At 41.1% G+C, this 25,123-nt stretch carries 27 protein-coding genes and 1 pseudogene; 6 read left to right on the top strand and 22 right to left on the bottom strand.

Going from position 1 to position 25,123, the window contains the following annotated elements; all coding sequences use genetic code 11:
- Window position 1: 1 nt before the first annotated feature.
- The 4 genes from LG307_RS08550 to LG307_RS08535 form a co-directional block, all read right to left on the bottom strand.
- Window positions 2-898 carry a GNAT family N-acetyltransferase gene (locus LG307_RS08550; protein ID WP_404449776.1) on the bottom strand — a complete coding sequence of 299 codons (897 nt, stop codon included), beginning with the start codon at window positions 896-898 and terminating at the stop codon, window positions 2-4.
- Between the two features lie 573 nt (window positions 899-1,471).
- Window positions 1,472-2,014, bottom strand: a complete 543-nt coding sequence (locus tag LG307_RS08545; RefSeq protein ID WP_404449775.1) for a GNAT family N-acetyltransferase — start codon at window positions 2,012-2,014, stop codon at window positions 1,472-1,474.
- A gap of 7 nt (window positions 2,015-2,021) precedes the next feature.
- Complete coding sequence (locus tag LG307_RS08540) at window positions 2,022-2,360, bottom strand: hypothetical protein (protein WP_404449773.1); 339 nt, start codon at window positions 2,358-2,360, stop codon at window positions 2,022-2,024.
- Between the two features lie 11 nt (window positions 2,361-2,371).
- Window positions 2,372-2,878 (bottom strand): GNAT family N-acetyltransferase, encoded by a 507-nt coding sequence (locus LG307_RS08535; RefSeq protein WP_404449771.1) that lies wholly within the window; start codon window positions 2,876-2,878, stop codon window positions 2,372-2,374.
- A gap of 193 nt (window positions 2,879-3,071) precedes the next feature.
- Here LG307_RS08535 and nagA point away from each other — a divergent pair, with 193 nt between their 5' ends.
- The 3 genes from nagA to LG307_RS08520 are packed head-to-tail and all read left to right on the top strand — an operon-like array spanning window position 3,072 to window position 5,749.
- Complete coding sequence (gene nagA / locus LG307_RS08530) at window positions 3,072-4,262, top strand: N-acetylglucosamine-6-phosphate deacetylase (RefSeq protein WP_404449769.1); 1,191 nt, start codon at window positions 3,072-3,074, stop codon at window positions 4,260-4,262.
- A 4-nt stretch (window positions 4,263-4,266) separates the two neighbouring features.
- Entirely contained in the window at window positions 4,267-5,004 is a 738-nt protein-coding gene (gene nagB / locus LG307_RS08525; RefSeq protein ID WP_404449768.1) for a glucosamine-6-phosphate deaminase, read from the top strand.
- Window positions 5,005-5,023: 19 nt separating this feature from the next.
- On the top strand, window positions 5,024-5,749 hold the full coding sequence (locus LG307_RS08520; RefSeq protein ID WP_404449767.1) for a GntR family transcriptional regulator: 726 nt from the start codon (window positions 5,024-5,026) through the stop codon (window positions 5,747-5,749).
- Between the two features lie 49 nt (window positions 5,750-5,798).
- Here the strand turns inward: LG307_RS08520 and safA are convergent, their stop codons facing one another.
- From safA to spoIIP, 8 genes are all read right to left on the bottom strand, one after another.
- On the bottom strand, window positions 5,799-6,419 hold the full coding sequence (gene safA, locus LG307_RS08515) for a SafA/ExsA family spore coat assembly protein (protein WP_404449764.1): 621 nt from the start codon (window positions 6,417-6,419) through the stop codon (window positions 5,799-5,801).
- A gap of 134 nt (window positions 6,420-6,553) precedes the next feature.
- Entirely contained in the window at window positions 6,554-7,309 is a 756-nt protein-coding gene (locus LG307_RS08510) for a threonine/serine exporter family protein (protein WP_404449763.1), read from the bottom strand.
- Window positions 7,310-7,777: a threonine/serine exporter family protein gene (locus tag LG307_RS08505; protein WP_404449761.1), complete on the bottom strand. Its 468-nt coding sequence runs from the start codon at window positions 7,775-7,777 to the stop codon at window positions 7,310-7,312.
- 286 nt (window positions 7,778-8,063) lie between these two features.
- Window positions 8,064-8,642: a YdcF family protein gene (locus tag LG307_RS08500; protein WP_404449759.1), complete on the bottom strand. Its 579-nt coding sequence runs from the start codon at window positions 8,640-8,642 to the stop codon at window positions 8,064-8,066.
- Window positions 8,643-8,846: 204 nt separating this feature from the next.
- The gene (locus LG307_RS08495; protein ID WP_404449758.1) at window positions 8,847-9,491 is read right to left on the bottom strand and encodes an SDR family oxidoreductase; all 645 of its coding nucleotides are present in this window, start codon (window positions 9,489-9,491) and stop codon (window positions 8,847-8,849) included.
- Between the two features lie 131 nt (window positions 9,492-9,622).
- On the bottom strand, window positions 9,623-10,459 hold the full coding sequence (locus LG307_RS08490; protein ID WP_404449756.1) for a hypothetical protein: 837 nt from the start codon (window positions 10,457-10,459) through the stop codon (window positions 9,623-9,625).
- 290 nt (window positions 10,460-10,749) lie between these two features.
- Window positions 10,750-10,911 carry a hypothetical protein gene (locus LG307_RS08485; protein ID WP_404449754.1) on the bottom strand — a complete coding sequence of 54 codons (162 nt, stop codon included), beginning with the start codon at window positions 10,909-10,911 and terminating at the stop codon, window positions 10,750-10,752.
- A 7-nt stretch (window positions 10,912-10,918) separates the two neighbouring features.
- Window positions 10,919-12,361, bottom strand: coding sequence for a stage II sporulation protein P (gene spoIIP, locus LG307_RS08480; protein ID WP_404449752.1), 1,443 nt, complete (start codon window positions 12,359-12,361; stop codon window positions 10,919-10,921).
- A gap of 151 nt (window positions 12,362-12,512) precedes the next feature.
- On the opposite strand from spoIIP, the pseudogene LG307_RS08475 reads away from it, so the two are divergent.
- Both LG307_RS08475 and LG307_RS08470 read left to right on the top strand, forming a co-directional pair.
- A pseudogene (locus LG307_RS08475) lies at window positions 12,513-13,029 on the top strand (GTP-binding protein); the annotation flags it as partial.
- A gap of 17 nt (window positions 13,030-13,046) precedes the next feature.
- Window positions 13,047-13,958, top strand: a complete 912-nt coding sequence (locus LG307_RS08470; RefSeq protein WP_404449750.1) for a glycosyltransferase — start codon at window positions 13,047-13,049, stop codon at window positions 13,956-13,958.
- Window positions 13,959-13,975: 17 nt separating this feature from the next.
- Here the strand turns inward: LG307_RS08470 and LG307_RS08465 are convergent, their stop codons facing one another.
- From LG307_RS08465 to LG307_RS08450, 4 genes are all read right to left on the bottom strand, one after another.
- Window positions 13,976-14,368, bottom strand: coding sequence for a hypothetical protein (locus LG307_RS08465; protein ID WP_148964952.1), 393 nt, complete (start codon window positions 14,366-14,368; stop codon window positions 13,976-13,978).
- A gap of 132 nt (window positions 14,369-14,500) precedes the next feature.
- A complete protein-coding gene (locus tag LG307_RS08460) occupies window positions 14,501-15,064 on the bottom strand; it encodes a sugar O-acetyltransferase (protein WP_404449748.1) in 564 nt (187 codons plus the stop codon).
- A 39-nt stretch (window positions 15,065-15,103) separates the two neighbouring features.
- Complete coding sequence (locus LG307_RS08455; protein WP_404449746.1) at window positions 15,104-16,036, bottom strand: nucleoside hydrolase; 933 nt, start codon at window positions 16,034-16,036, stop codon at window positions 15,104-15,106.
- A 108-nt stretch (window positions 16,037-16,144) separates the two neighbouring features.
- Window positions 16,145-17,071, bottom strand: coding sequence for a phosphatidate cytidylyltransferase (locus tag LG307_RS08450; protein WP_404449744.1), 927 nt, complete (start codon window positions 17,069-17,071; stop codon window positions 16,145-16,147).
- A gap of 105 nt (window positions 17,072-17,176) precedes the next feature.
- On the opposite strand from LG307_RS08450, the gene LG307_RS08445 reads away from it, so the two are divergent.
- A complete protein-coding gene (locus tag LG307_RS08445; protein WP_404449742.1) occupies window positions 17,177-17,731 on the top strand; it encodes a hypothetical protein in 555 nt (184 codons plus the stop codon).
- Window positions 17,732-17,770: 39 nt separating this feature from the next.
- Here LG307_RS08445 and LG307_RS08440 read toward each other — a convergent pair whose 3' ends face one another.
- The 6 genes from LG307_RS08440 to ilvC form a co-directional block, all read right to left on the bottom strand.
- Window positions 17,771-18,727: a DUF6612 family protein gene (locus tag LG307_RS08440; protein ID WP_404449740.1), complete on the bottom strand. Its 957-nt coding sequence runs from the start codon at window positions 18,725-18,727 to the stop codon at window positions 17,771-17,773.
- Window positions 18,728-19,408: 681 nt separating this feature from the next.
- Entirely contained in the window at window positions 19,409-19,999 is a 591-nt protein-coding gene (gene leuD, locus LG307_RS08435; RefSeq protein ID WP_404449738.1) for a 3-isopropylmalate dehydratase small subunit, read from the bottom strand.
- The gene (gene leuC / locus LG307_RS08430) at window positions 19,999-21,420 is read right to left on the bottom strand and encodes a 3-isopropylmalate dehydratase large subunit (RefSeq protein ID WP_404449736.1); all 1,422 of its coding nucleotides are present in this window, start codon (window positions 21,418-21,420) and stop codon (window positions 19,999-20,001) included. Before leuC ends, leuD begins: the two co-directional genes overlap by 1 nt.
- Window positions 21,421-21,440: 20 nt before the next feature.
- Window positions 21,441-22,532, bottom strand: coding sequence for a 3-isopropylmalate dehydrogenase (leuB, locus tag LG307_RS08425; protein WP_404449734.1), 1,092 nt, complete (start codon window positions 22,530-22,532; stop codon window positions 21,441-21,443).
- Window positions 22,529-24,079, bottom strand: coding sequence for a 2-isopropylmalate synthase (locus LG307_RS08420; RefSeq protein WP_404449732.1), 1,551 nt, complete (start codon window positions 24,077-24,079; stop codon window positions 22,529-22,531). Before LG307_RS08420 ends, leuB begins: the two co-directional genes overlap by 4 nt.
- The gene (gene ilvC / locus LG307_RS08415; protein WP_404449730.1) at window positions 24,066-25,091 is read right to left on the bottom strand and encodes a ketol-acid reductoisomerase; all 1,026 of its coding nucleotides are present in this window, start codon (window positions 25,089-25,091) and stop codon (window positions 24,066-24,068) included. Before ilvC ends, LG307_RS08420 begins: the two co-directional genes overlap by 14 nt.
- Window positions 25,092-25,123 lie beyond the last annotated feature (32 nt).

Genomic DNA, 25,123 nt, shown 5'->3' with positions numbered 1-25,123 from the left:
TCTATCTCGAATGCCCGATATCCACACCTGTTGCTATTGCCTTCTTCATCCAAACTTGTTCTACCTTCATCAAAAAGCCTTTATTGGTAAGGTAGTTGTAGACCAATTTATTGGATGTTTGAAAAAACGCTATCGTACACTGGAAAGGCGCAACAGTTGTTGGGAAAAGATGGAAGAATAAGGCTTCCAATACTTTTTCCGGGTCTTTTTGTTCTTCATTTATAAAGCAGTGGGTGACTACAATAGCCTTTAATGTTCCATCAGGACTATATTGTCTCTTAAACATGGCATAAGCAGCTGTTTCCCCTTCAGCCCCCAACAGTTGCAAAGTTAATCCATCTTTCATACACCACCATTGACTTTGCCATGGCGTATCGTGACGATAGATTGATAGAAACTGGGCATCATGTGCCGATGTGTATACAGGGTAAAACTCCAAAGAGTCGTTAAATTCTTGCGAGGTCTCTAGGGAAAGGTGGACCACATGATCCACAACCTTGTATCCTTTAGATTCGTATAATGCAATTGCTTGGTCATTTTTAGAAATAGCTTCCAAAGTAGATGTATGAATCCCTTTTTCTTTATATAACTCACAAGCTTTTTCTACCAATAGTTTCCCGATTCCTTTTCTGCGGTGAGAGGCAGATACCCCTGTTCCACCATTCCATGCAACAAGTTCTTCTCCTACTTTTTTGTAACCACTTAATAAGAGTCCTACAGGAACTTCACCTTCAAAGGCAATGATGGATAAGGAAGCGGATATATTCTCCTGACCCAGTCTAGCTGCAAATCGGTCCACATCCATAGTTGCATCAAAAAAATACCCTTCAAACCCCTTGTTCCATGCTTCTAGCGCTTGATTCAATGTACACTCACTCAAACATTTAATTTGATACATGCCCATGCCCCCTTATCTTACATGTTCCTTTATTACTATCTTATAATAATAACAGAAAAACTTACAGTATATTCTAACAAATAGGTTTTTTCTGAAATAAAAATAACTAACCATTCAGGGCCAAAAATTTTAGTTCATTGGGTAACGGCCGCTGTTCCTTTCCGCAAACGGCTTCGCTTTCCGAGGGACGGTGCTTGAGCCTCCTCACTTCGTTGCGGGGTCTCAATCTACCGTTATTCCCCCGCTGGAGTCTACGCCATTTGCTCCAATCCACAGCTGAATATTTAGGGTGAATCAGTGTTATTAGTTTTTCAGTTAACTCTGTTAGATGGGTTCTTATTTACCTCTGATGTATGAATTAACCTTGTTGATTGAAGTGGAAGGCGCGCAGACGCCCGCAGGAGGAAGGGACAGGTGAGACCCCGGAAGGCGAAGCCTGAGGAGGCTCACGGACCGCCCGCAGGCAAGCGAAGCGCCTGGAACGGAAATCAACGGATTTATCAGCCTTCTATACCTCTTCACAAAAAAATACAGGATGGAATGTATTTATTCCAACCTGTAAATCTAACACCTTTATTTATCCATGTCTTCTCTAAGTATGGAAAAAACATTTGCATCATGAAATTTACCACCTTGATATAGATAACCCCTTAACAGGCCTTCATGAGTAAATCCCAATTTTTCTAAAACCTTTCTCGATCCGACATTTTCAGGATAAACATTTGCCCCGATACGGTGGAAATTCATCCCTTCAAATCCGAACTGAACCAGTGCCTCTATCGCCTCTGTTGCGTATCCTTTTCCCCAATAAGGAATATCTATTTCATACCCAATTTCTGCACGCTGATGCTTTTCCGATATTGCATGAAAACCACAAGTACCTATTAGTCTATTGCTTTCCTTCTCCACAATCCCCCATCTATACAAGGAATTATAGTCATCCATAAAATCTTTGATGAATTTATCCGCCTCTATTTTCTTTTGAAAAGGTTCCATACCATAAAATTTAGTCATTTCCGGTTCAGAAAAATACGAAAAAATAATATCAGAATCTCTTAATGTTAAACTCCTTAACTGAAGTCGTTCCGTTCTAATCATTGGTACTGGCTTTAACATAAATTCCCTACCCTTCTGTCAACTCTGCTACGATATATTGGTTTGTCCACATTTTCAACATAATGACGAGGCTCTCATCTCCTCTTGAATAAAGAAACGTAGACCCCATCTGTTCTTCAAATATCCAGCCATTTTCTTCTACATGGGAAAATACATCCTGCAGTCCTGCCCCTTCTTCCATTTTGGCCATGACTATTGTCGAATCTTCTTCCGAAGAAAGTGTTACAACGGGTGAACCTGACAAGGCTAACCTTGCCGCTCCCCTTACCTCTTCATTAAATGCTAGTAGTGTTCCTGTTACCAGTAGTATGCCTGTGAAAATGATGAACACCCATTTCCATTTCATTCTACTTCCTCCTACTCTACTATTCTTCTCCCCATAATCACCAAATCCCTTTTTACAGAATCAAGTTCGGCGACACGAGGAAGATATCCCCACTTTTCAAATCCATACTTCTCAAACAAACGGATACTTGGGACATTATGTGCAAAAATGAATGCCAATAAATTCTCAATCTGAAGAGCAGGACACTCCTTTATTGCTTTTTCTAATAATATGGCCCCTAGTCCCTTCCCTCTCGTTTCTTCGCTAAGATAAATGCTTACCTCTGCTGTTGCCTGGTAGGCCGGGCGACCGTAAAAATTTTGAAAACTGATCCAGGCACAAATTTGATTATTAAGTTCCACTACCTTCAATGGTCTATTTTTATTATGTTTAACAAACCATTCTTTTCTACTTTCCACTGTGACCGGAGAAGTATCAGCAGTCACCATTCTGCTTTCAATAGTGGAATTATAGATCGAAACTATTATGGGAAGGTCCTCCATAGCAGCATCTCTTATATTGATAGATAAGTTATTCATGATGATTCACCTTTCTAGTATTCTATGCTTTTATTCTGTTAATAGTATATTATTTCATAAGAAAATTGGATAGAAAAATTTTAGGTTTTTATTTAACGTAATCTGTATATACCACTAGTTAAATCGGTATATACAACTAGACATATTTTTTGCTAAACTATACATATAATAAATAGGAAAAGGTGAATCTTATATGACTTCTAAACAGAATAGTTACTCCCTCCTCTCCATGAAAATCGTTACAGAAGAAGAAGTTATAGAAAATGGCTATTTAATCATCAAACAAGGAAAGATTGCTGACTTTGGTCACTTAAACCATTACACCAATGATGAAAATCTGACTGAAATCCATTTTTCGGAAGAGCTATATGCCTCACCTGGCTTCATCGACATACACATCCACGGATTAAATGGTGCCGATGTGATGGATGCAAATATCGAAAGCTTGATTTCTATGGCTGAGACTCTACCAAAAGAGGGAACCACTAGTTTTCTAGCAACCACTATTACACAAGATAAAAAAGAACTTGAAAAGGCATTACGAAATGTGAACTCCTTCATCTCGAGTCTGAATCAGAGGGATGTCGGAAGTGAAGCATTAGGAGTCCACCTTGAAGGACCTTTTATCAATGAAATACGTGCCGGCGCTCAACCCCCTGCCTTTATTTTAGAACCATCCATAGAAACATTCCGTCATTTCCAGTCAGAGTCTGGTCATCACATTAAATTGGTTACTTTGGCACCGGAATGTAAAAATGGTTTGGAGCTGGTCAAGTACCTTTCCGATACCGGAGTCATCGCATCCATCGGGCATTCGGATGCTTTATATACAGAGGTAGTAAAAGCAATGGAAGCCGGTGCAGAGCATATTACTCATTTCTTTAATGGAATGAAGGGAAGTCATCACCGTGAACCAGGCGTCGCAGGTGCGGGCTTGGCCCTTCCTGAACTCTTTTTAGAACTGATTGCAGACGGCATTCATGTTCATCCTGCCATGGTAAAAGCAACGTTTCTTGCTAAAGGCGTGGATAAAATCTTATTGATAACAGACTCCATGCGAGCAAAATGGTTAGATGATGGAGAGTATGAGCTAGGAGGCCAGAAAGTGATGGTGGAGAATCAAACCGCCCTTCTTGAAGACGGAACCTTAGCGGGAAGTGTACTGAAAATGAATGACGCTGTTAGAAATATGAAGAGGTTCACTGATTGTACGATTCAAGAAGCCATACAAATGGCATCTGCCAATCCAGCTAAACGAATTCATGCGTGGGATCGAAAAGGTAGCATTGCGATTGGCAAGGATGCTGACATTGTGATTTTAGACGAAGATATGCATGTGAAAATGACATTTTGCAAAGGTATTCTTTCATATAAAGGAGAGTAAAAACATGGACATCATCACTGCCCCATCTTATGAGGCGTTAAGCAAGGAAGCAGCAGCTTATATTTCAAGGAAAGTTCAGGATAATCCTCAAATCGTACTCGGGCTTGCTACGGGTAGCACTCCAACAGGGTTGTATGAACAACTGATAAAGGATCATATTACGTTGGGAACAAGCTACCGTCATGTAACGACATTTAATCTGGATGAATATGTGGGATTGAGTAAAGAAAATCCAAACAGCTATTATGCATTTATGGAAAAACATCTTTTTCAGCACCTTGACATTCAAAGTGAATATACGTTTATCCCCGATGGAATGAGTGCTCACCAACAAAAGGAATGTAACATATACGAGGAAAAATTGAAGAAACATGGACCAATCGACCTTCAAATCTTGGGCCTTGGAGCTAACGGTCATATAGGCTTTAACGAACCTGGCACTTCCTTTGCTAGCAGGACACATATTGTGGAGTTGACGGATTCGACCAGAAAGGCAAATTCCCGATTCTTTAAGGATATTAAGGATGTTCCGACACATGCCATCACCATGGGAATAGACTCTATTATGGGGGCTAAGGAAATCCTTTTGCTCGTAGCCGGAGAAAATAAGAGGAAAGCATTTGAGCAACTGTTGTATGGAGAGATTTCAGAAGATTTCCCTGCTTCTATTTTGAAAAAGCATCCATGTGTAAAAATTTTGGCAGACCAATCTGTACTCGGCACCTCGGGCATAATTGCTTGAAAGGAGCGAAACAACCAAGATGATCGATAAAACATCTCCAATCCCCATTTATTATCAATTGGAATCTTATATAAAAAACCAAATTGAAGCCGGATATATCATGACAGGTGAAAACATCCCATCCGAAAGGGAATATGCGGAGAGCTATGGAATCAGCCGAATGACCGTAAGACAGGCTATCAATTCCCTTGTTAATGAAGGGCTCCAGTACAGAAAAAAAGGAAGTGGCACTTTTGTATCTGAGAAAAAGTTCGAGCAGCCCCTTCAAGGTTTGACAAGCTTTACAGAAGATATGAAAAAACGAGGCATGACCCCGACAAGTAAACTGATTCACTTTGAAGTTATTCCAGCAAACAGTTTTATCGCAAACGAACTGAAGATAAGTGAATATGCACCTGTATATGAAATAAAGAGAATTCGCCTTGCTGATGGGGAACCGATGGCCCTTGAAACAAACTACCTTTCTGCAAATTTGGTAAAAGGCCTTACAGAGGATGAAGTCAATGCCTCTATTTATTCCTATGTAGAAAAAAAGCTGGGATTACAAATAACGCATGCCGAACAACTGATAGAATCCGTAAGTGCTTCAGAAGAACATGAAAAGCTATTAAATATTGAAAAAGACCATCCGATGCTCTATATTCAGCGCAATACCTTTCTCCATGATGGTACACCGCTTGAACTAGTTAGATCTGTTTATAGAGGGGATCGTTACAAGTTTCAAATTAAAATGGAAAGAAATTAATAATGTCATAGGAAAAGGCGGTACCTTCTTGGTAGGTACCGCCTTTCTTTTATCTTGAAATGAACATCTGCGTCCAGTAATGACCATATTGGCCACCCTTTGCATAGCCCACTCCTATTTCTGTATATTGGCTGGATAAGATATTTTTACGGTGCCCTTCACTGTTCATCCAAGCATTCATGACCTCTTGTGGTGTTTTTTGCCCAGCAGCAATGTTTTCACCTGCTGTTCGGTAAGAAATACCAAAGTTACGCATCATATCGAATGGAGATCCATAAGTTGGTGACGTGTGGCTGAAATATCTTTTATCAATCATATCTTGAGATTTGTATCTTGCAACTCTAGATAACTCCCAGTTAAGCTTCAAAGGCTTTAAACCATATTTAGCACGTTCCTGGTTTACTAATTTAGCAACCTGCTCTTCCTGTGTTTGTCCCTCCCCTTTTTCTGGAATAGTAATAGTTTGACCTGGATAGATTAGGTCAGGATTCTTGAGTGTTGAATTCGCCGCGATCAGTTCGGATACCCCAACCTGATATTTCACCGCGATCTTCCACATCGTATCACCGGATTGAACCGTGTGAGTAGTAGCTGCCAGGGCAACTGTATTTCCACCTAAGACTAGTGCGACAACCGACAAAGTTATGAGGACTTTCTGTAAAGTTTTCATACTATTAATCTAATATGTTTTTCCTTAATTGAAAACAAGTAATTATTGTAAAATAACGAAATATACTGTTAATTGCCTGTCATAACTGTAATGAGAAAAATATTCCAATGGTGCGGTAAGGTTGGGTCGGCGGTTCAGAGGAATACAACCGCCACACCCGCTCCTATGGCAAAGGCTGTAAACAGTGCCTCCGCTCCTTTAGATAACCCGGAAACAAAATGCCCCACCATCAAATCTCGAACCGCATTGGTGATAAGCAAACCAGGAACCAATGGCATAACAGAACCAATGATTATTTTGTCCAGCTCCATCCCAACTCCAATGGTAACCATCGCTAATGCAACAAGTCCAATGATCAAGGAAGCGAAAAACTCTGCAAAGAACTTAACCCTGGTGTAATGTTGTATCAGTAATAGACCGGAATACCCCAGACCACCGGCTATCATTGCAGGCAGGAAATCCGTCCAAACACCCTTGAACATGATTAAAAACGAACCGCTGACTAAAGCTGCAGCGAGAATCTGATAGCTTATCGGAAAAAGGAGATGAGATTCTTCTAATTCGATTAATGCTTGGTGAGCCTCTTGCACATTAAGCTGACTATCAGCAATTTTACGAGAGATTTGATTGACTTGAGCCACCTTTTCTAAATCAGTGGTTCTAGAGTTAATTCTCACTAAGCGCGTAGGATTATCTCCTTGAAGCGAAACAATGATTCCCGTTGGTGTAACGAAGCTATGCGTTTCTGTAATACCGTATGAAGCTGCAATCCTAGTCATCGTATCCTCCACCCGATAAGTCTCCGCTCCCCCTTCCATCATGATTCTTCCGGCAAGCAGGCAGACCTCCAGTATTCTCTCCGTTTCCCGCTCTGTCATTTCCTGTGTCACCTAACTCACCTCACGTTTAACATTATTAGTCGCCCGCTTAATGATATTCATGATAACCTGCATGATAACTTCAGCAAACACAAGCCCCATCGCAATGGCACCTGATATCATAAATGCCTTTGCCGCCAACGGAATGGCAGCAAGATAATCATTTTCTGCAATTTGCCGCATCGTATTGTACGCCAATCCCCCCGGTACAAGCGGGATGATTCCTGCCACACTGAATATAATCATCGGCATCCTGAAACGCTTCGCCATAATATGACCCACAAGCGCCACCATAAACGCCCCAACAAACGAGGCCACCACCGGATCGACCCCTGCATCCGCCAAAACTATGTAAAAAATCCAGCCAATCATACCAACCGTACCGCAATGAATCAAAGCCCTTCTCGGTGCATTAAAAAGGACCCCAAACCCAGCAGCCGCCATGAAGCTGAACCCCAACTGTGAAAGTATATATAGCATGCTGTCACCTCATTTTTTCTAGTAAAGCTTATTATATAGGAAAGTCTGGATAGAAAAAACCTCCTTTTAGGAAGGAGTTTTTGAGGTTGGTGGATGTGGGTGCCGGGATTCATTTTGGGTCTATGAAACGCGTTTTCTCTAAAATAGGGCATTTGGTGTTTCATTAGGGCTATATGACACGTATTTTCTTTGCATCTTAAGGATTTCGCGTTTCATTTGGGCTCTATAAAACGCGTTTTCTCTGGACTTTAATGATAGTACGTTCCATTGCTTATAACCACGCCCACTACTTATCTACTAACCACGTTTTCGCCACAGCAAAATACTCCCGTGACCATAACTTAAAAATCGCTATGGTAGGTGTCTTCCCAGCAAGGGTATGTACCTCGGCAAAGTCCAATCTTTTTCCAATTACAGAAGCCCGATACATGTGAAAATCATTGCTCACTATGGCAACAGAGGCACCATCTTCCATTAAAGCTTTTGAGTAGGAAAGGTTTTCAAAAGTTGTGGTCGATCGATCTTCGAGTATAATTCTGTCCACATCAATTCCATTTGCTACAAAGTATCTTCTCATCGCCTCGGCCTCGGTAATATCCTCTCCAGGCCCCTGTCCCCCAGAGGCGATGACTTTAGTATCTGGATTCTCTTTAAGGTACTCTAGTGCTGCTTGAACCCTGAATAACAGTGCCTTCGTCATCACTTCCCCCTTCACTCTTGCTCCAAGGACAATCAGGTAATCGACATCTTTGGGAGGCTCCTGTTTGGCAGTCTGATAGATGAGGGAGTGGACGATGATGAGGTAAATTAACAGTGGAACAAGCGCAATTTTCGTTAAAGTTTTTACTCGCTTTTTAGTTATCATTTTGGTTTTTCCTTATCTGGTATAGTTTGTCTATTACTATAACGGAATGGGAGGGGGATTGGTTTCATTTAATTTATATTGATGGTGTCGTTTTTATAAGAATGGTGTCGAACGGCTCGTATATTTCCTTACCGGAAAATAAAATCTTTCGAATTGCAATTAAAAAGACTGCCTCATCCAAAGAGACAGTCCCAACTTTCCTATTTATATTTTACTCACAGCATCCTCTACACTATCTTCACCAGCAACTACGTCAAACGCAGCACCGTACGTATTTTTAGCCCCTATTACTGCAAGCAATACTTTGGCTACATCTTCTCTAGCGATAGATCCAGGCTCAATATTGTCCCCGATTTTTACCTTGCCTGTACCTGATTCATTCACCAAACCACCAGGTCGCACAATGGTGTAATCCAAGCCACTTCCCATTAACACCTTATCTGCATAATGCTTGGCTACATAGTAGGGACGAAGGTCATCATTCCAATTTTCGCGATTGTCTGCTTGGAACGCACTTACCATCACATAGCGGGAAATGCCAGCTTTTTCAGCTGCTTCCACCGTTTTCGCTGCTCCATCCAAATCAATCAATAACGTCATGTCTGAACCTGTGCTACCTCCAGAACCGGCTGTGAATACCACTGCATCACTGCCACTAAAGGCCTTCACAAGATCATCCACCGATCCTTCCAAATCAGCCAAGACAGATTCAATCCCATCTTTTGCAAAACTATCTGCTTGCTCTTCTTTACGCACCATTGCGATAGGAGTGTACCCATCCTCTTCTTTTAAGAAATGCACAAGCTGTTTACCAATCTGCCCGTTTGCTCCAACAACTGTTACTTTCATTGATAACACTCTCCCTTTTCTTTTGTGTGCATTATGACAAATGCATAAAATGATAGCAAATGAACTGCTCATGGTTACTATTCCCTGAAAAATAGGAAAAGCAACATGCTTTAGCACATGCTGCTTTTTATTCATAGAACTAAATCTATAATTTCATTTAACCAAGCTTGATTTACGGGTACCCCTATCCTCTCTGCAAGAACACGGTGGACTTGGATAAACTCTTCTACCTGACTTCTAGCAATATGAACCAACATTACTTCATCACGATTTCCAACATCCCAGGAAGCTAATTGATTCAACTGCTTCTCACTTAACGGACTTCTCGGCCCTTCAACCTTCGACCAGTCGCCAAAAGAATTAGGCACTTCCCCCATTTCCACATACCAGCCAATTACAATGGAATAGCTAAGGGAATTAACCATTTGAAAAGCATAATGATACTCCCCACGTTGAACGCGACGATATACTTCATGCAGATAAGCAAAGAACTTGCCTCTCCACACCTCAAATTCCTGCTCGGAAAAAAGGTAAGCAAGTGACTGCGACTCGGCCCTTAATTTTTGTACCGTACCAGATGGGTCATGCTCAATCAGAAGGTGCTTTAAATAGACGGAAGGCTGCAAATCGGATTTGCGATAATAAAAAGTATCCACTTTTATAAAAGAACGAAAGTGAGCAATGGAATATAGGGCCAATGGAAAATCTTCAAAATACAAAACATCTCCCCAGTTTGTTGCCCGTTCTTTTTTCTTCGAACAATATGTCTCGAAAGCTTCATCTTTAACGACTATACGAAGGTCTAAATCCGAATAGTGATCCTCATTGCCTTTAGCAAGAGAACCTCCGTAGAAGAATGCTAGAACGTTAGTGTCCTTAATTAAATCCTTGTAAATTGCTTGTCTCAACTTCTGCCTTTCTGCCGGTAAGCAAGCATCTCTTTGTTCATGTTTAGTTAAAAATCCCACACATTTTGAATCATCTCCTGACTGGTTTTGCTTTATTACTTCTACGAAAATATGTTAATTTCCTTTATAAGTAGTAAATAAAAAGGGTAGAATCAACAAAATGCAGAAGATATGAATAGAACGGTCGAACTTCGGCTGGGAAATGTAGAAACTAGTCCGGGAAATGTATAAGGTCGAAAATTTAAGGTAGAAAGGTGTTATTAAATTGTAGAAGCATCCTGAATTACATTAACCGTCCACACAATTATCCTTAATTCACAAAAAAAAGAGCAGAATAATATCCTGCCCCTTCATCTCGCCATATAAAAATCCTCAAACAATGAAATAGAAATTACAATCACTCCTGCCAGAAATGAAGCCAATGTAGCAATCCAGTGAAAATAATTAAAAGAAATGACAATCGCTACAAACATAACTACTAACCAAATAAATGCATATTTAATCCCACTCACTCCTTTATCAGAACTCTCCTGCTTCCCTTTCTTCCCAAACAATTTCACTATAAATATCTGCAAATGCCTTTATGGAATTACGGGCCTCTTCCAAGTTATTGTCCACTCCTCCTACTTCCAAAAGAATGGCGCGGTTGGAAAGATCCTGATTATATAAGCCGTTGCCAGTAGACTTTCCTTTAGGGATGACTCCTCTGCTTAGGCCCGGATACTTTTTCTCAATAGCATTATGGATTCGTTCTGCAAATTCTAAATTCTCTTCGTATCCTTTGTGAGCCGTCCCCACCACAAACAAAAGTCTCGCATAGCTTTTTCCATCTATCACTTCGGTTGTCTTTTCTTTTCGTAAAGCGTCACGATGAATGTCAATTAAATATTCCACATCACTGTTAAACGTCATTGCAGCTTCTACTGTTTCTCTGGAATATTGATAGGAGTGGTTGTAATTCCATCCTCTTGCAGCAAGGTCCTTCGGGACATTTCTTGTATCATGATTCGCTTTGATTCCTTTATCAGCAAGTTCTTTTTTCAGCATTTTTCCAACGGCTATAACATTAGCCTCCGGGTTATTACTCGTCGCATCATCTGGTTTACTGACTCCCCTTAAAAGTGGGAGGTAAGATTCCCAACTATGAGATTGATAGATATGCACAATTGTCTCATTCATAGATTTTTCAGGGGCAGGGGTCGGCTCTTCCTCTTTCTCGTCGGCCAAAAGCATTTCCTCTGCAATCTCACGTTCTTTCAAAAGTACTTCCATTGGGGCCACGGATTCAAATGGGATATCCGTATAGTCAGTTCCTTTTCCCGCTACGTAGAACTGTGTATCATATGCAAAGAAACCGGGGATTTCATTTCCCAAAAAACTTCTTATATCATAAGGCTTTAAATTGGTTGCCAGTTCAAATGTTAACTCCATGATTGGGAGCTTTGGAACCTCGACACCCTTGCCAGTCATATAGTGGTTTTGTGACTGAATAATGTTCAAATACAGTTCTGTTGACTGCACCTTCCTTAATATATTCCCAACATATTCAGAAGAGAGTTTAGTAGATAAGACGCTAGTAATGGTGGATATAATGATAAATAAGATCACCATGAATATTACGGTGTTATTAATGAATAGAAAAAAACCTGTTCGTTTTGTTGATTCTATCTTTCCCCCCTCCTTTCTATCTAATTTGTATGCCTCATTGATAGAAATTAGAAGGTGAAAAAGAAAAAAGATGAACCCACATACCGGCTCATCCCCCTCTTGCTTATCCCCTACTTTTGCAACTGTCGCAGAAATTAGAAGCACTATTAAAATATTCCCTGCCACAGATACACACATGGATGGGCGCACGAATTTGCTACTATAAATTTCGTGATGTTTTTTTAGTGATAGATTTAAAAAATAGAAGAAGACAGCGACAAGTATGGTAAAACTGATAAAAAATACCCAAATCATTCCTAACACAACCTTTTATTCCCTTTTTCTATATTCTACCATATCAAAATAATAGGAACCATAAAATCTCTTTACATCATAACAATAGTAAGATACTATATAAATCGTAATCATTACTATTTGTATCTAAAAGGAGATTTTCAAAATGACAATAAAAAAAATACCTGTCACTGTTCTAAGCGGATATTTAGGAGCCGGTAAGACGACTCTTTTAAATCATGTACTACATAATAGAGATGGATTGAAAGTAGCGGTCATTGTGAATGACATGAGCGAAGTTAATATCGATGCTGGCTTGGTACGACAAGGTGGGAGTCTGTCCCGCACTGATGAAAAGCTTGTGGAGATGTCTAACGGATGCATTTGTTGTACGCTTCGTGAAGATTTACTTGTAGAAGTGGAAAAACTGGCTACTGCAGGTGATATTGATTATATTTTGATTGAATCAACAGGGATCAGTGAACCGGTTCCGGTTGCCCAAACTTTTTCTTATATAGATGAGGAGCTTGGCATTGATTTAACCAAATTTTGCATACTGGATACGATGGTGACTTCTTGACAGGAAGGAAGCAATGAGTGAGGAAGATACAAGAGAGATCGCGGATTTGTTAATCGATCAGATTGAGTTTTGTGATGTACTTATCTTAAACAAGTGTGATCTTGTAACAATATTGAATGGATTGTCGTGAACGACCGCTCCACTGACCGGACTGGCACCATAATAGATCAATTGGCAAAAAATGAACCAAGAATGAAGTGTATCCATATTAAACAACTTGAAGCAGGATGGCTTGGGAAGAACCACGCTTTGTATAAAGGTTACCTTAAAAGCAAAGGCGAGTATATCCTGTTTACCGACGCAGACATCTTATTCGAGAAAGATACCGTCTCAAAAGCAATAACATATTTTCAACACCAAAAACTCGACCATTTAACACTTGCGCCAAATTTAAAAGGAAGCAGTTTCTGGACCAATGCATTCGTCTCTTTTTTCCTTTTCGGTTTTGGCTACTTTAGAAGGCCCTGGAAATCCAATGATCCTAAAAGTAAATCTGCCATTGGAATTGGCGCCTTCAACTTTCTATCTAGAGATGCTTATGAGGAAATTGGCACGCATCAAAATATAAGAATGCGGCCAGATGATGATTTAATGCTTGGCAGACAAATCAAACAGGCTGGAAAAAGACAACACTTGGCCCTGGCGCTTAATCACCTGCAAGTGGAATGGTATCCTGACCTGCGTTCGGCTCTTATAGGATTGGAAAAGAACACTTTTGCAGGACTCTTTTACAGCTACTTCATGGTGCTGTTTGCTATAAGTGGTTTATTTCTTTCTCAACTTTTCCCTTTTATCGCCTTGTTTGTAACGACTGGAATCACTCGACTACTTTTCTTCCTGAGTATTTTGATGCTATTCCTTGCCTACCACGTAACTGCTAACAAAATGGCAAAAGGGGCAAATATTTACCTAACTGTTTTTCCTATAACTGTTCTACTTTTCATCTACAGCATCGCAAGAGCAACCATCCTCACCCTCCACAGAGGCGGTATCATCTGGAGAGGCACTTTCTACTCCATCAACCAACTTAAAAAGTGACGGGGATCCCCGTCACTTTAATAATGCCGTACAAGTAAAATTAATTTTAACAACGGATATACCACAATCGCCATCGATAACTGCACATACAAAACCATCTCCACGGAAATCCGATCCATAATCAAAAGCAGTACCGAACAAACCACACTTGTAGCCATCAGAATGTAAGCAACATGTCCACTTTTTTGATTAATTTCAGCACGCTTTCTTTTCGTCGGACGATAATGCCGTCTCATCACAGCGCGGATAATTTCCGACAAACCCAGAAGTATGAAAACAACCGGAATGTATTTCAGTTTTCCTGAATTGTGGGCTTCCACAAGTAAAAATACACCAAACAGCATAATTAGTATTGGTAAGCCAAAGGCTATAATTGGTTGATCAAATAAAGAATGCTCTTCTTTTTCCAAAACCGTCCCTCCCAGCAAATACACTAGTATGTATAGTTCCGCAACTAATTACAAGCAATGAAATATGTAAAAAAAACAAAAGAAGAATCGTTACATTATATGCAACGATTACTAGAAAAAATGATAGATTCTTTATTTTACTTCTATTTCTTTTAGGACACGCGCAGGATTTCCCCCAACCACAACGTTTGATGGGACATCTTTGGTGACAACAGCACCAGATGCGACTACCACGTTATCACCAATTGTCACTCCCGGATTAATAACGGCACTGCCGCCAATCCAAACGTTATGGCCGATTTTAACTGGAATCCCGTATTCAGGACCTTTGTTTCTTTCCACAGGATCAATGGGATGTGTTGCCGTGTAAATATGTACGCCAGGAGCGAGCATACAGTTATCGCCAAACTCTACCTTGCACACATCAAGTATGCAACAGTCGAAGTTCGCGAAAAAATTTTCCCCTACATGAATATTATAACCGTAGTCACATCGGAAGTTTGGCTCTAGGTAAACGTTTTTCCCTGTAGATCCGAAGAGTTCATTAAGGAGTTCCACTCTTCGGTCCCCTTCCGTTTCGGTGGTTTCGTTGATTAGTCTGCTTAGTCTTCTTGCGTTGACTCTCTCCTCCATTAACTCTGGGTCCCAAGGTTTGTACAATTCTCCAGCGAGCATTTTTTCTTTTTCTGTAGGCACTTTTTTTCCTCCTTCAATTGACGAAGCTTCTCTTTCTTATTATAAAGGTCTTATTAATGTTTGAAAAACTTCTTGCAAGAAATGTTCATAGTCAAAACTCAAGGCAATATGGTGCTTACTCTCCTTATCCACTTCTAAGGTTCGAAAGTCTGCGTACGATTTGCCCCTTGTCTTCCCTTCTACTACGACATGCACTTTTTTAGCCAAGTACTGCATCCTTTGGGGATGGGCAGCTGAATAGACCGTTAGCAAGTCATGAAAAGGGGCACCCTCTATTCCAGGTATCAGTTTTGAATAGGCATTAGCATAATATTTTATGATTGGAATGAATATATCTTTAAATTTATTTTTACTATAGTACTCAAGGGCTTCCGCAAAATCATTCGTAATGATTGCCTTTTGAGTGACATTTAGCGGCGTTAGGAAAACTTTCTTACCGTGAGCCAATAATAGATTGGCTGAAGTAGGATCTCCGTAGAAGTTCGCCTCCGCTACAGGGGTGACATTCCCCGGAACCATGAAAGCTCCTCCCATTATATGCAGTTCTTTTACCTCACCCATCACTTTCCTGTTTAATAAAAAACAAGCAGCCAAGGTGGTAGATCTGCCTAGGTCGGCAATGACTATATCTTTATTGCGTTTAATAATATCAAATACCTCACCAAGGTTATGAATTCTAAATTGGTAGGATCCCTTTTTCACTTTTATGGGACCAATCCCGTCCTCCCCATGTATTTCCGGATAATAGTTGGCAAGTTCCCCGGAAACCGGCATCTCCGCCCCATTGAATATCGGGATATCCATACGGCCAGCCAATTGTAAAATATGGGCTGCATTATTGGCAGCAGTAATCTTATCCACATTTCCGTAGCTGCAAACAAGTCCTAGTACTTCTATTTTAGGGTGAAGCAGCGCATAGATCAAAGCCAATGCATCATCAATTCCAGGATCACAAAATATAAGTAGCTTCATACATCATCCCTCCCAATACCCTATTATTGTAAAATATTAGATGGGATGTAAAATTATGTGATTCTAAAGATGTATTTATTTTACCCCTTTATCTACCAATCTTAAATCTTACATAAAATCAAAGTAATATCGAATGACATGAAAGAAGATGGGAGCCGAGTATGCAAGGCTATCCACTCTTGTTAGATAGCTTTTCTTCAGCACAGACGCCTTTTCATCATCGCCTACTAAAAGGTCACGCTTCAAAACTGATACAGCCAAACTTCCCCCAAAACAAGCAACACTAATAATCAGACCCGATAATAAACCGAACAACTCATTTAATGGCGTCAAGTAGGCAAATAGGTTATAGGATACTCCCGTTGTCACAAAAGTAGATATCAAAAACCCCTCCCACGTGATATTGGGGTTCGATGACGGAATGACCTTCTTTTTCCCAATATAAAGAGATATCAAGTATTGAATCACATCATGCAATTGCGTCAGAACCACTAAATATAATACAAGGTTTGCCCCATACTCTGGAGTTGCAACTTGATAAAATGCCAGATGGCTCAACCCGAATACCATCAGCATCAATCCCCATTGTGTAGAACTGACAGAACGAAGAAACCCTACCGTACCTTTGCCAAGAATCCTCGGAAGCGGTAAAAATAAAAATACATAGACTGGAATGAAAACGATGAACATGCCGTACCACCCGATATAGATCCAATAAAACTGGATGGGAATGGAGAGATACGCCCATAAAAACAATTGTCTGTCTACTTTACGGGTGCGCAATATAGAGAAATACTCCTTTAAAGAAAAAAAGCATAAAAACATAAGGGCAAATAAAGATACCAGTGGATGAAACAACGTGGCTATGCTAAATACAACAAGCATCCCCCACCAGGTTTTCACACGCACAGATAAATCCGAGAAATCCTTAGACGTTGTATTCCTTTTCACTATGTAAAAGATGATACTAAAAACACTTAATCCAAATGCAATGACTAATAATGTGATGACTGCCTCTTTCTCGAACATAAACATCAAAATCCCCCTATCTACCTATTATTATGAAATTAATGGTTAATTTTGGTCAAGAGAAATTATATAATATAATAGTAGAATTTATTTTTATCAGAAGGTGTTGAAATGATGGAAGATACATATGTTTACATATTACTCACTGATACAGGTACCTTATTTACCAAATCCATAAAAAAATATACGAAAGCCCCCTATAATCACGTTTCTCTTTCCTTTGACCACGAATTAATGGAATTATACAGCTTTGGAAGGAAACGCCCCAGTAACCCTTTTAACGGAGGCTTCATTCGAGAAGATGTGGTAAATGGCACTTATAGAAAGTACCCCGGCACCACTTGTGTTTTATATAGAATGGCCGTTACTCAACGGGAAGTTGAAAAAATGAGGAGAATAATTGGGGTTTTTCAAAAGAAGGAAACGAAATGGTTCTATAATTTACTTGGAGTGATCGGTGTTTCCATCAATGAACCTGTAGAAATTGATTCCAGTTACTTTTGCTCCCAGTTCGTTTCAGATGTTCTTCACCGCTCTGGTATCAAGTTATGGGATAAACTCCCCTCCCTTGTCACCCCAGATGATTTCAGGAAAAGCGACCGATTGAATTGGGTATACGAAGGAAAACTGTATGACTATAAACCTGTAAAGCTACGAATAACGTAAAAGAAGGGAGGAACCTTTTAAATGGCTCCTCCCTTTCTTTTAGTAGCTTCCTTGTTGTTCCATTTGATCCAGATCTTCTTGCGTAATTTCCTGTGCACTGTCGATGACTTCTTGTGGAACTTTGATTTCTCCAACTTCATCAAAGTTTTTTAATGTTGAATCCATCACTTGAATGCTTGACACTTTTTCCCCATCAACATCCATTTCCATATCCATATTTAATAAAACCTTCGTTTGATAGAAGCTTTCTTTATCAATATGAACTAAATAGCTTAATTGATTGACTGTCATCATGGAGAGCATTTCTTGCATCATTTCTCCCATGTCGTCTCCCACCATACCGCCAATCATCCCGGCCATTTCATTAAATTGTTCACCAGATCCTTCAAAGTTCAGCACATAGTGGTCTTCTTCTTCTGTCATTGTGATCTCATCGGTGTAGTCTTTTAGCATCTCTAACTGTTCTGCTGGATTTGTTTGCATTTCAGACATTGCGTTTAACTGAGCAGTAAATTCTTCCGGCATTTTAAACCATTGCCCAGCCATGGAATCATAAACGAAGAAACCGTCTTCAGAGAAATACGATTCATTATCCATGCTTTCCATCATTCCATCAGCATCTTCAATAGAAGTAACCTGATACATTGCCATAGGATTTAATGACATATCTGTTGTAGTGGTGGTAACCATTTTAATCGTATCTTCCCCTGACATGGAAATTTCCTGATCAGAGATCATTTCCATGGAATAACTAGAAAGGGCAGCCATCGCTTCTGTGGACTTTTGCAAGACTTCTTCTGCAGTCAGTGCTTCTTGTTCTTCTGAGGCATCAACTCCCTCTCCATCAGTTGTGGAGTTAGTTGTTTCTTCATTAGTCGTCTCTTTGGCTTCAGCATTTCCCTCTACATTCCCATTGACCCCATTGGAAGTGTTGCTGCAAGCTGTAAGCAACATTACAGCAAGGATACTCACCAACATCATTTTCAAAGATTTCACATAATCCTCTCCTGTTCTCTGTTGTTTTATAGACTATTTTCTTTTACCCATATAAAGGATAAAAATAACAATAATAACAAAAAGTTCATAAGTAAAAATTTTCTAGTAAACTCTTTGTTTCTCCTCCCTAGATACGAGAGAGATTGCTAGTTGGTTTCAAAAATAGGGATAATCAGTAAAATATGCCTAGGTATGGGTGCTTCTATTAGACATTTCCTCCTCTTCAGACGCAGCTTTGGGTGTTTAGAACGTTTCTATTAGACATTCCCCCTTTTCAGACGCAGCTTTGGGTGTTTAGAACGCTTCTATTAGACATTCCTCCTTTTCAGACGCAGCTTCGGGTGTTTAGAACGCTCCTATTAGACATTTCCCCCTTTTCAGACGCAGCTTTTGGTGTTTAGAACGCTCCTATTAGACATTTCCCCCTCTTCAGGCGGGACTTAGAGCGTTAAGAACGCTCCTATTAGACATTTCCCCCTTTTCAGACGCAGCTTTGGGTGTTTAGAACGCTCCTATTAGACATTTCCCCCTCTTCAGGCGGGACTTAGAGCGTTAAGAACGCTTCTATTAGACATTTCCTCCTCTTTAGACGGGGCTTAGGGTGTTTAAAAGCTAGCTACCATAAAAAATCCACAACGAAAAACCATCGCCCTATCTTAAAAGGCGATGGTCTTCACAATTCTAGTAAACTCTTCTCGTTTGCTCATATTCATAAATCTCTTCCGTATACATTTCAGTCAATCCGATATCATCCAGTCCTTTCAACAGCATCTGCTTACGATATTCGTCTGTTTCAAAATGATACTTCAGATCATCTCCAACACAAACCTCTTGAAACTCAAGATCCACCTCAAGTTCCAGTACTTCCCCAGAAGCTTTTTCAAAGAGCTCCTCCACCTCTGCTTCTTTTAATACAACCGGCAGAATTCCATTTTTAAAGCAGTTATTATAAAAGATATCTGCAAAGGATGGTGCAATAACCACTTTGATTCCATAATCCTTCAGTGCCCATGGTGCGTGTTCCCGAGAGGATCCACAACCGAAATTCTTTCGTGCCAGTAGAATGGAAGCACCTTCGAATTTAGGATCATTCATGATAAAGGATTCATTCTTTTCTCCACTCGCTTCAAAACGCCAATCATAAAAGAGAAATTGACCAAATCCTGTTCGTTCGATTCTTTTCAGAAATTGTTTTGGAATAATTTGATCTGTATCGACGTTGGCCTTATCTAAGGGGATTACTTTTCCGATATGATTGATGAGTGCTTCCATTAGACGACCTCCTCTTTTTCATATCGCCATTCATTGACATTGACAAACCGACCGCTAATCGCAGCAGCGGCGGCCATCGCAGGACTGACCAAATGTGTTCTGGCCCCCCTCCCTTGTCTGCCTTCAAAGTTGCGGTTGGAGGTGGAGGCACATCTTTTCCCTGCTGGGACAACATCTGGGTTCATGCTGAGACACATGCTGCAGCCAGCCTCTCGCCATTCAAATCCCGCCTCTAAAAATACTTCATGAAGGCCTTCTTCTTCCGCCTGTTTTTTTACCTGCTTGGAGCCGGGAACGACAAGCGCTGTTACATTTGATGAGACGGTTCTGCCTTTTATCACTTCTGCTGCTTTACGTAAATCCTCAATGCGTGAATTGGTACAGGATCCGATAAACACATAATCAATGGCAATATCAGATATCTTCATACCGGGGGTCAGACCCATGTAGTCGATTGCTTGGGCAACAGATTTTCTTTCCCCTTCATTTTCAATGGTTGAAGGATCTGGCACCCTACCGCTGATACTTGTGCCCATAGCTGGATTTGTTCCCCATGTTACTTGTGGTTCGAGATTGGTAATGTCAAATTGGATTTCTTTATCATAAAGGGCACCTTCATCTGAGCGAAGCGCGTACCAATCCACTTCCGCCTTGTCACGCTCTTCGCCAACAGGTGCATATTTCTTCCCTTTTAAATAGGAAAAAGTCGTTTCATCTGGCGCAATAAGTCCAGCACGGGCACCAGCTTCGATAGCCATATTACAGATGGTCATGCGTTCTTCCATGGTCATCTCTTCGATTACCTTACCGGTAAATTCAAGCACATACCCCGTTCCAAAGTCTGTTCCGTATTTGGCGATCACAGCCAAGATGAGATCTTTAGCAGATACACCAAGCGGTCTCAGTCCCGTGAAATCTATCTTTAACGTCTTTGGCTTTGACTGCCACAAGCATTGTGTGGCAAGGACATGCTCCACTTCACTTGTACCGATCCCAAAGGCCAAGGCACCAAATGCTCCATGTGTGGAGGTATGGCTGTCACCACATACGATGGTTTTGCCTGGTAGAGTCAACCCAAGCTCAGGTCCAATTACATGGACAATTCCTTGTTCTGAACTGTGAAGGTCTGCGAGCCTTATTCCAAATTCTTTGCAGTTTGCTTCCAATGTGGTCATTTGTTTGGAGGCGATTTCGTCAGTAACATGGAACGGGTTGATGGTTGGGACATTGTGGTCCATGGTTGCAAAGGTTAGGTCTGGTTGTCTTACTTTTCTTCCTGTTAGACGGAGTCCTTCGAATGCTTGAGGAGAGGTGACTTCGTGCACCAAGTGGAGGTCGATGTACAACAGGCTTGGTTTATTCTCCTCTTTTACTACGGTATGACGATCCCAGATTTTCTCGAATAGTGTTCTTGGCTGCATGTCATTCACCTTCCGTTTTTTTAGTTCTTTATTGGCGCTCTAAGGTAACTCCTGACGGCTTCTCCCATTTGGGAAGTTCCAAGTAGACGTTCCCATTCTGAGCCGATGTCCGTAGTGCGGTAGCCTTCTTCTAGTGCGAGGTCTACTGCTTTTTCTACAGAGGCCGCTTCTTCCTCTAAGCCTAGGGAGTGTCTGAGTAACATGGCGGCTGAGAGGATGGTAGCTAATGGGTTGGCAACGTTCTTACCGGCAATATCAGGTGCTGACCCATGGATAGGCTCGTATAGTCCCGGTCCTTCAACTCCTAGACTCGCAGAAGGCAACATGCCAAGGGAGCCCGTGAGCATCGAAGCTTCATCACTTAGAATGTCGCCAAACATGTTTTCTGTCACGATGACGTCAAATTGTCGCGGGTTTCTGACCAATTGCATGGCGGCATTATCGACCAGCATGTGATCTAATTGAACTTCAGGATATTCCTTTGCAATTCGGTTGGCGGTTTCCCTCCATAGTCTGCTGCTTTCTAACACATTTGCTTTATCAACAGATGTAAGTTTTTTCTTTCTTCCTTGCGCGACTTCAAAACCTTTCCGGATGATTCGTTCTATCTCTTTTTCGGTATAGAAAAGCGTGTCTATAACTTCTAGACCATCCTTTCCCTGTCTTCTTTCACGAGGAGAGCCGAAGTAGATGCCACCTGTCAGTTCCCTGACTATTAAAATATCTGTATCTAAGACCACCTCTCTTTTTAATGGAGAAGCATGGATAAGTGATTCAAATAGAGTGACAGGGCGGAGATTGGCATAAAGTTTCAACGCTTTACGGATTCCGAGCAATCCAGCTTCCGGCCTTCTTTCAGGTGTTTCTTGATCCCATTTAGGCCCGCCAACTGCTCCTAAAAGGACCGCGTGGCTGTTTTCGCATAATTCCACTGTTTCTTGTGGAAGAGGAGTTCCTGTCTCATCAACAGCAACTCCCCCGATCTTGCCATAGTTAAAAGTAAATGTATGTTGAAAATTCTTGGCGACCTGCTCTAGAACAAGTATCGCTTCCCTTACCACTTCTGGGCCGATACCGTCCCCAGGCAGGACGCTGATCGTAAATTGACTCATCCTACCTCCACCCCATTTGCTTGGTATCTTGCAAACTTTTCTTTAATGGATAAGCGATTGACAGCATCCAGATAAGCTTTTGCTGAAGCCTCCAGGACATCATGCTCGATTCCTCTTCCGCTTGAAATTTCCCCATCGCAACTTATTTTTACATATACCTCGGCAAGTGCGTCACTTCCGTTGGTGGTAGATTGAATTCTATAGTCAAGCAGCGATATTTCTTTTTGCAGAATTCTGGAGATGGTATTGTATACAGATTCTACGCTTCCTTTTCCGGTAGCTGACTCTTGAAGCACTTCTCCGTCCTCTGTTTTAATGGCAATGGTTGTCGTCGGAATTATATTGGAGCCATAAGAGATTTGTAAGGTTTCCATTCGATAATGAGGGAATAGTCCCTTAACGGATGAATCCATCATCAATGCAAAAATATCGTCCTCGGTTACTTCTTTCTTTTTCGCCGTAAGATCCTTGAATGCTTTAAACAGCTTTTTCCCTTCTTCTTCATTTAAAAATAGTCCCAGTTCCTCGCAACGTTGTTTGAATGCATGACTGCCAGAATGCTTCCCTAGGACCATTTTATTTGAATGTAGGCCGACCATCTCTGGGTTGATTACTTCATAGGTACTCTTGTTTTTCAATACCCCATCCTGGTGGATTCCTGATTCATGGGCAAAGGCATTTGCGCCAACCACCGCTTTATTTTGCGGAACGATCATTCCCGTAAGTTTGCTGACAAGATTGCTTGTTCTGACTGTTTGTTTTAGGTCCATGTTGGTTTCTACTTGGTAGACATCTTTTCTAATTTGCAAGGCTACAATAATTTCTTCCAAAGATGCATTACCTGCGCGTTCCCCGATTCCATTGATGGTCGCTTCAATTTGATCAACTCCACTTTGGATGGCTGCCAATGAATTAGAAACGGCCATTCCAAGGTCATCATGGCAATGTGCAGAAAGTTTTACTTTATTGATATTCGGCACATGTTCACGGATATATGTGATTAATTGAGCATATTCCAATGGAGTTGTGTATCCCACGGTGTCTGGTAGATTGATGACATTTGCACCTGCGTCAATGACCTTTTCAATGATGTGAGCCAAAAATGGCCATTCGCTTCTTGTTGCATCTTCAGCAGACCATTGGACATGGTCAAAATATCGTTTTGCGTATTCGACGGCCTGAACGGCTGCCTCCACTACTTCTTTCGGCTTCTTCTTCAATTTGTATTCCATATGAATCGGTGAGGTTGCTAAAAATACGTGAACGCCGTTCTTTTCAGCATCTTTCACTGCTTCATAGACAGCATCGATATCTGATTTTACGGATCGTGCAAGGCCAACCACTCTAGACTTTTTAATGGTTCTAGCAATTTGCTGGACTGCTTGGAAGTCCCCGTAGGAGGAAGCAGGAAACCCTGCCTCCATAACATCCACTCCGTATTTTTCTAATTGAATGGCAATCTCCAATTTCTCATGGGGATGAAGATTCACTCCGGCTGACTGTTCACCGTCTCGTAATGTGGTATCAAATATGTCAACCTTTCGCACTGCCAACGACTCCCTTCTTTTTCGATTGGATGAATGGCATTTTTGCGCGGAGCTCCCTTCCTACCACTTCGAGTGGATGATTTTTTTCTTGTTCATTAATTGAGTGGAACATTGGGCGATTTGCTTGGTTTTCAAGCACCCATCCTTTAGCAAATTGTCCGGATTGGATTTCCGAAAGGATTTTTCTCATTTCATCCTTTGTTCCATCATTGACGACTCGTGGTCCGGCTGTAAAGTCGCCCCATTGAGCAGTATCTGAGATAGAGTAACGCATTCCTTCTAATCCGTTTTCATATAGAAGATCTACGATAAGTTTTAGTTCATGCAGACACTCAAAGTAGGCAACTTCCGGTTGGTAGCCTGCTTCCACTAGCGTTTCAAATCCAGCTTTCACTAGGGCTGTCGTTCCACCGCAAAGTACTGCTTGTTCTCCAAATAGATCTGTTTCTGTTTCTTCTTTAAAAGTTGTTTCCATGACGGCTGCTCTTCCGGCACCAACTGCTTTACTGTAAGCCAATGCGACCTCTTTCGCTTCCCCCGATGCATTTTGATGGACTGCGAAAAGTGCTGGTACACCGCCGCCTTCTTCATAAACACGCCGCACTAAGTGACCAGGTCCTTTTGGCGCAACCAGGAATACATCCACATCTTTTGGAGGTACCACCTGATGGAAATGGACATTGAATCCATGTGCAAATGCCAATGCTTTTCCTTGTGTGAGATGTGGCTCGATTTCTTGTTTATACACTTCTGGTTGCCTTTCGTCAGGGAGTAATACCATTACTAGGTCTGCTTGGGCTACTGCTTCTCCCACGGAGTATACTTGGAAGCCGTCTTCTTTTGCTTTTTCCCATGATCCGCCGGGTCGAACGCCTACTACTACTTCTACTCCGCTGTCACGTAAGTTTTGGGCGTGGGCATGGCCTTGAGATCCGTATCCTACTACTGCTACCTTTTTTCCGTTTAATGCTGCTTGGGAGATGTCGTCGTTATAATACATATGTGCTGCCATTTGAAATTCCTCCTTATTTTTAAGAATGTTCC

The organism is Sutcliffiella horikoshii (genome assembly GCF_044809035.1).
GTDB lineage: Bacteria > Bacillota > Bacilli > Bacillales > Bacillaceae_I > Sutcliffiella_A > Sutcliffiella_A horikoshii_G.
This window is presented reverse-complemented; position numbering and strand designations above follow the sequence as displayed.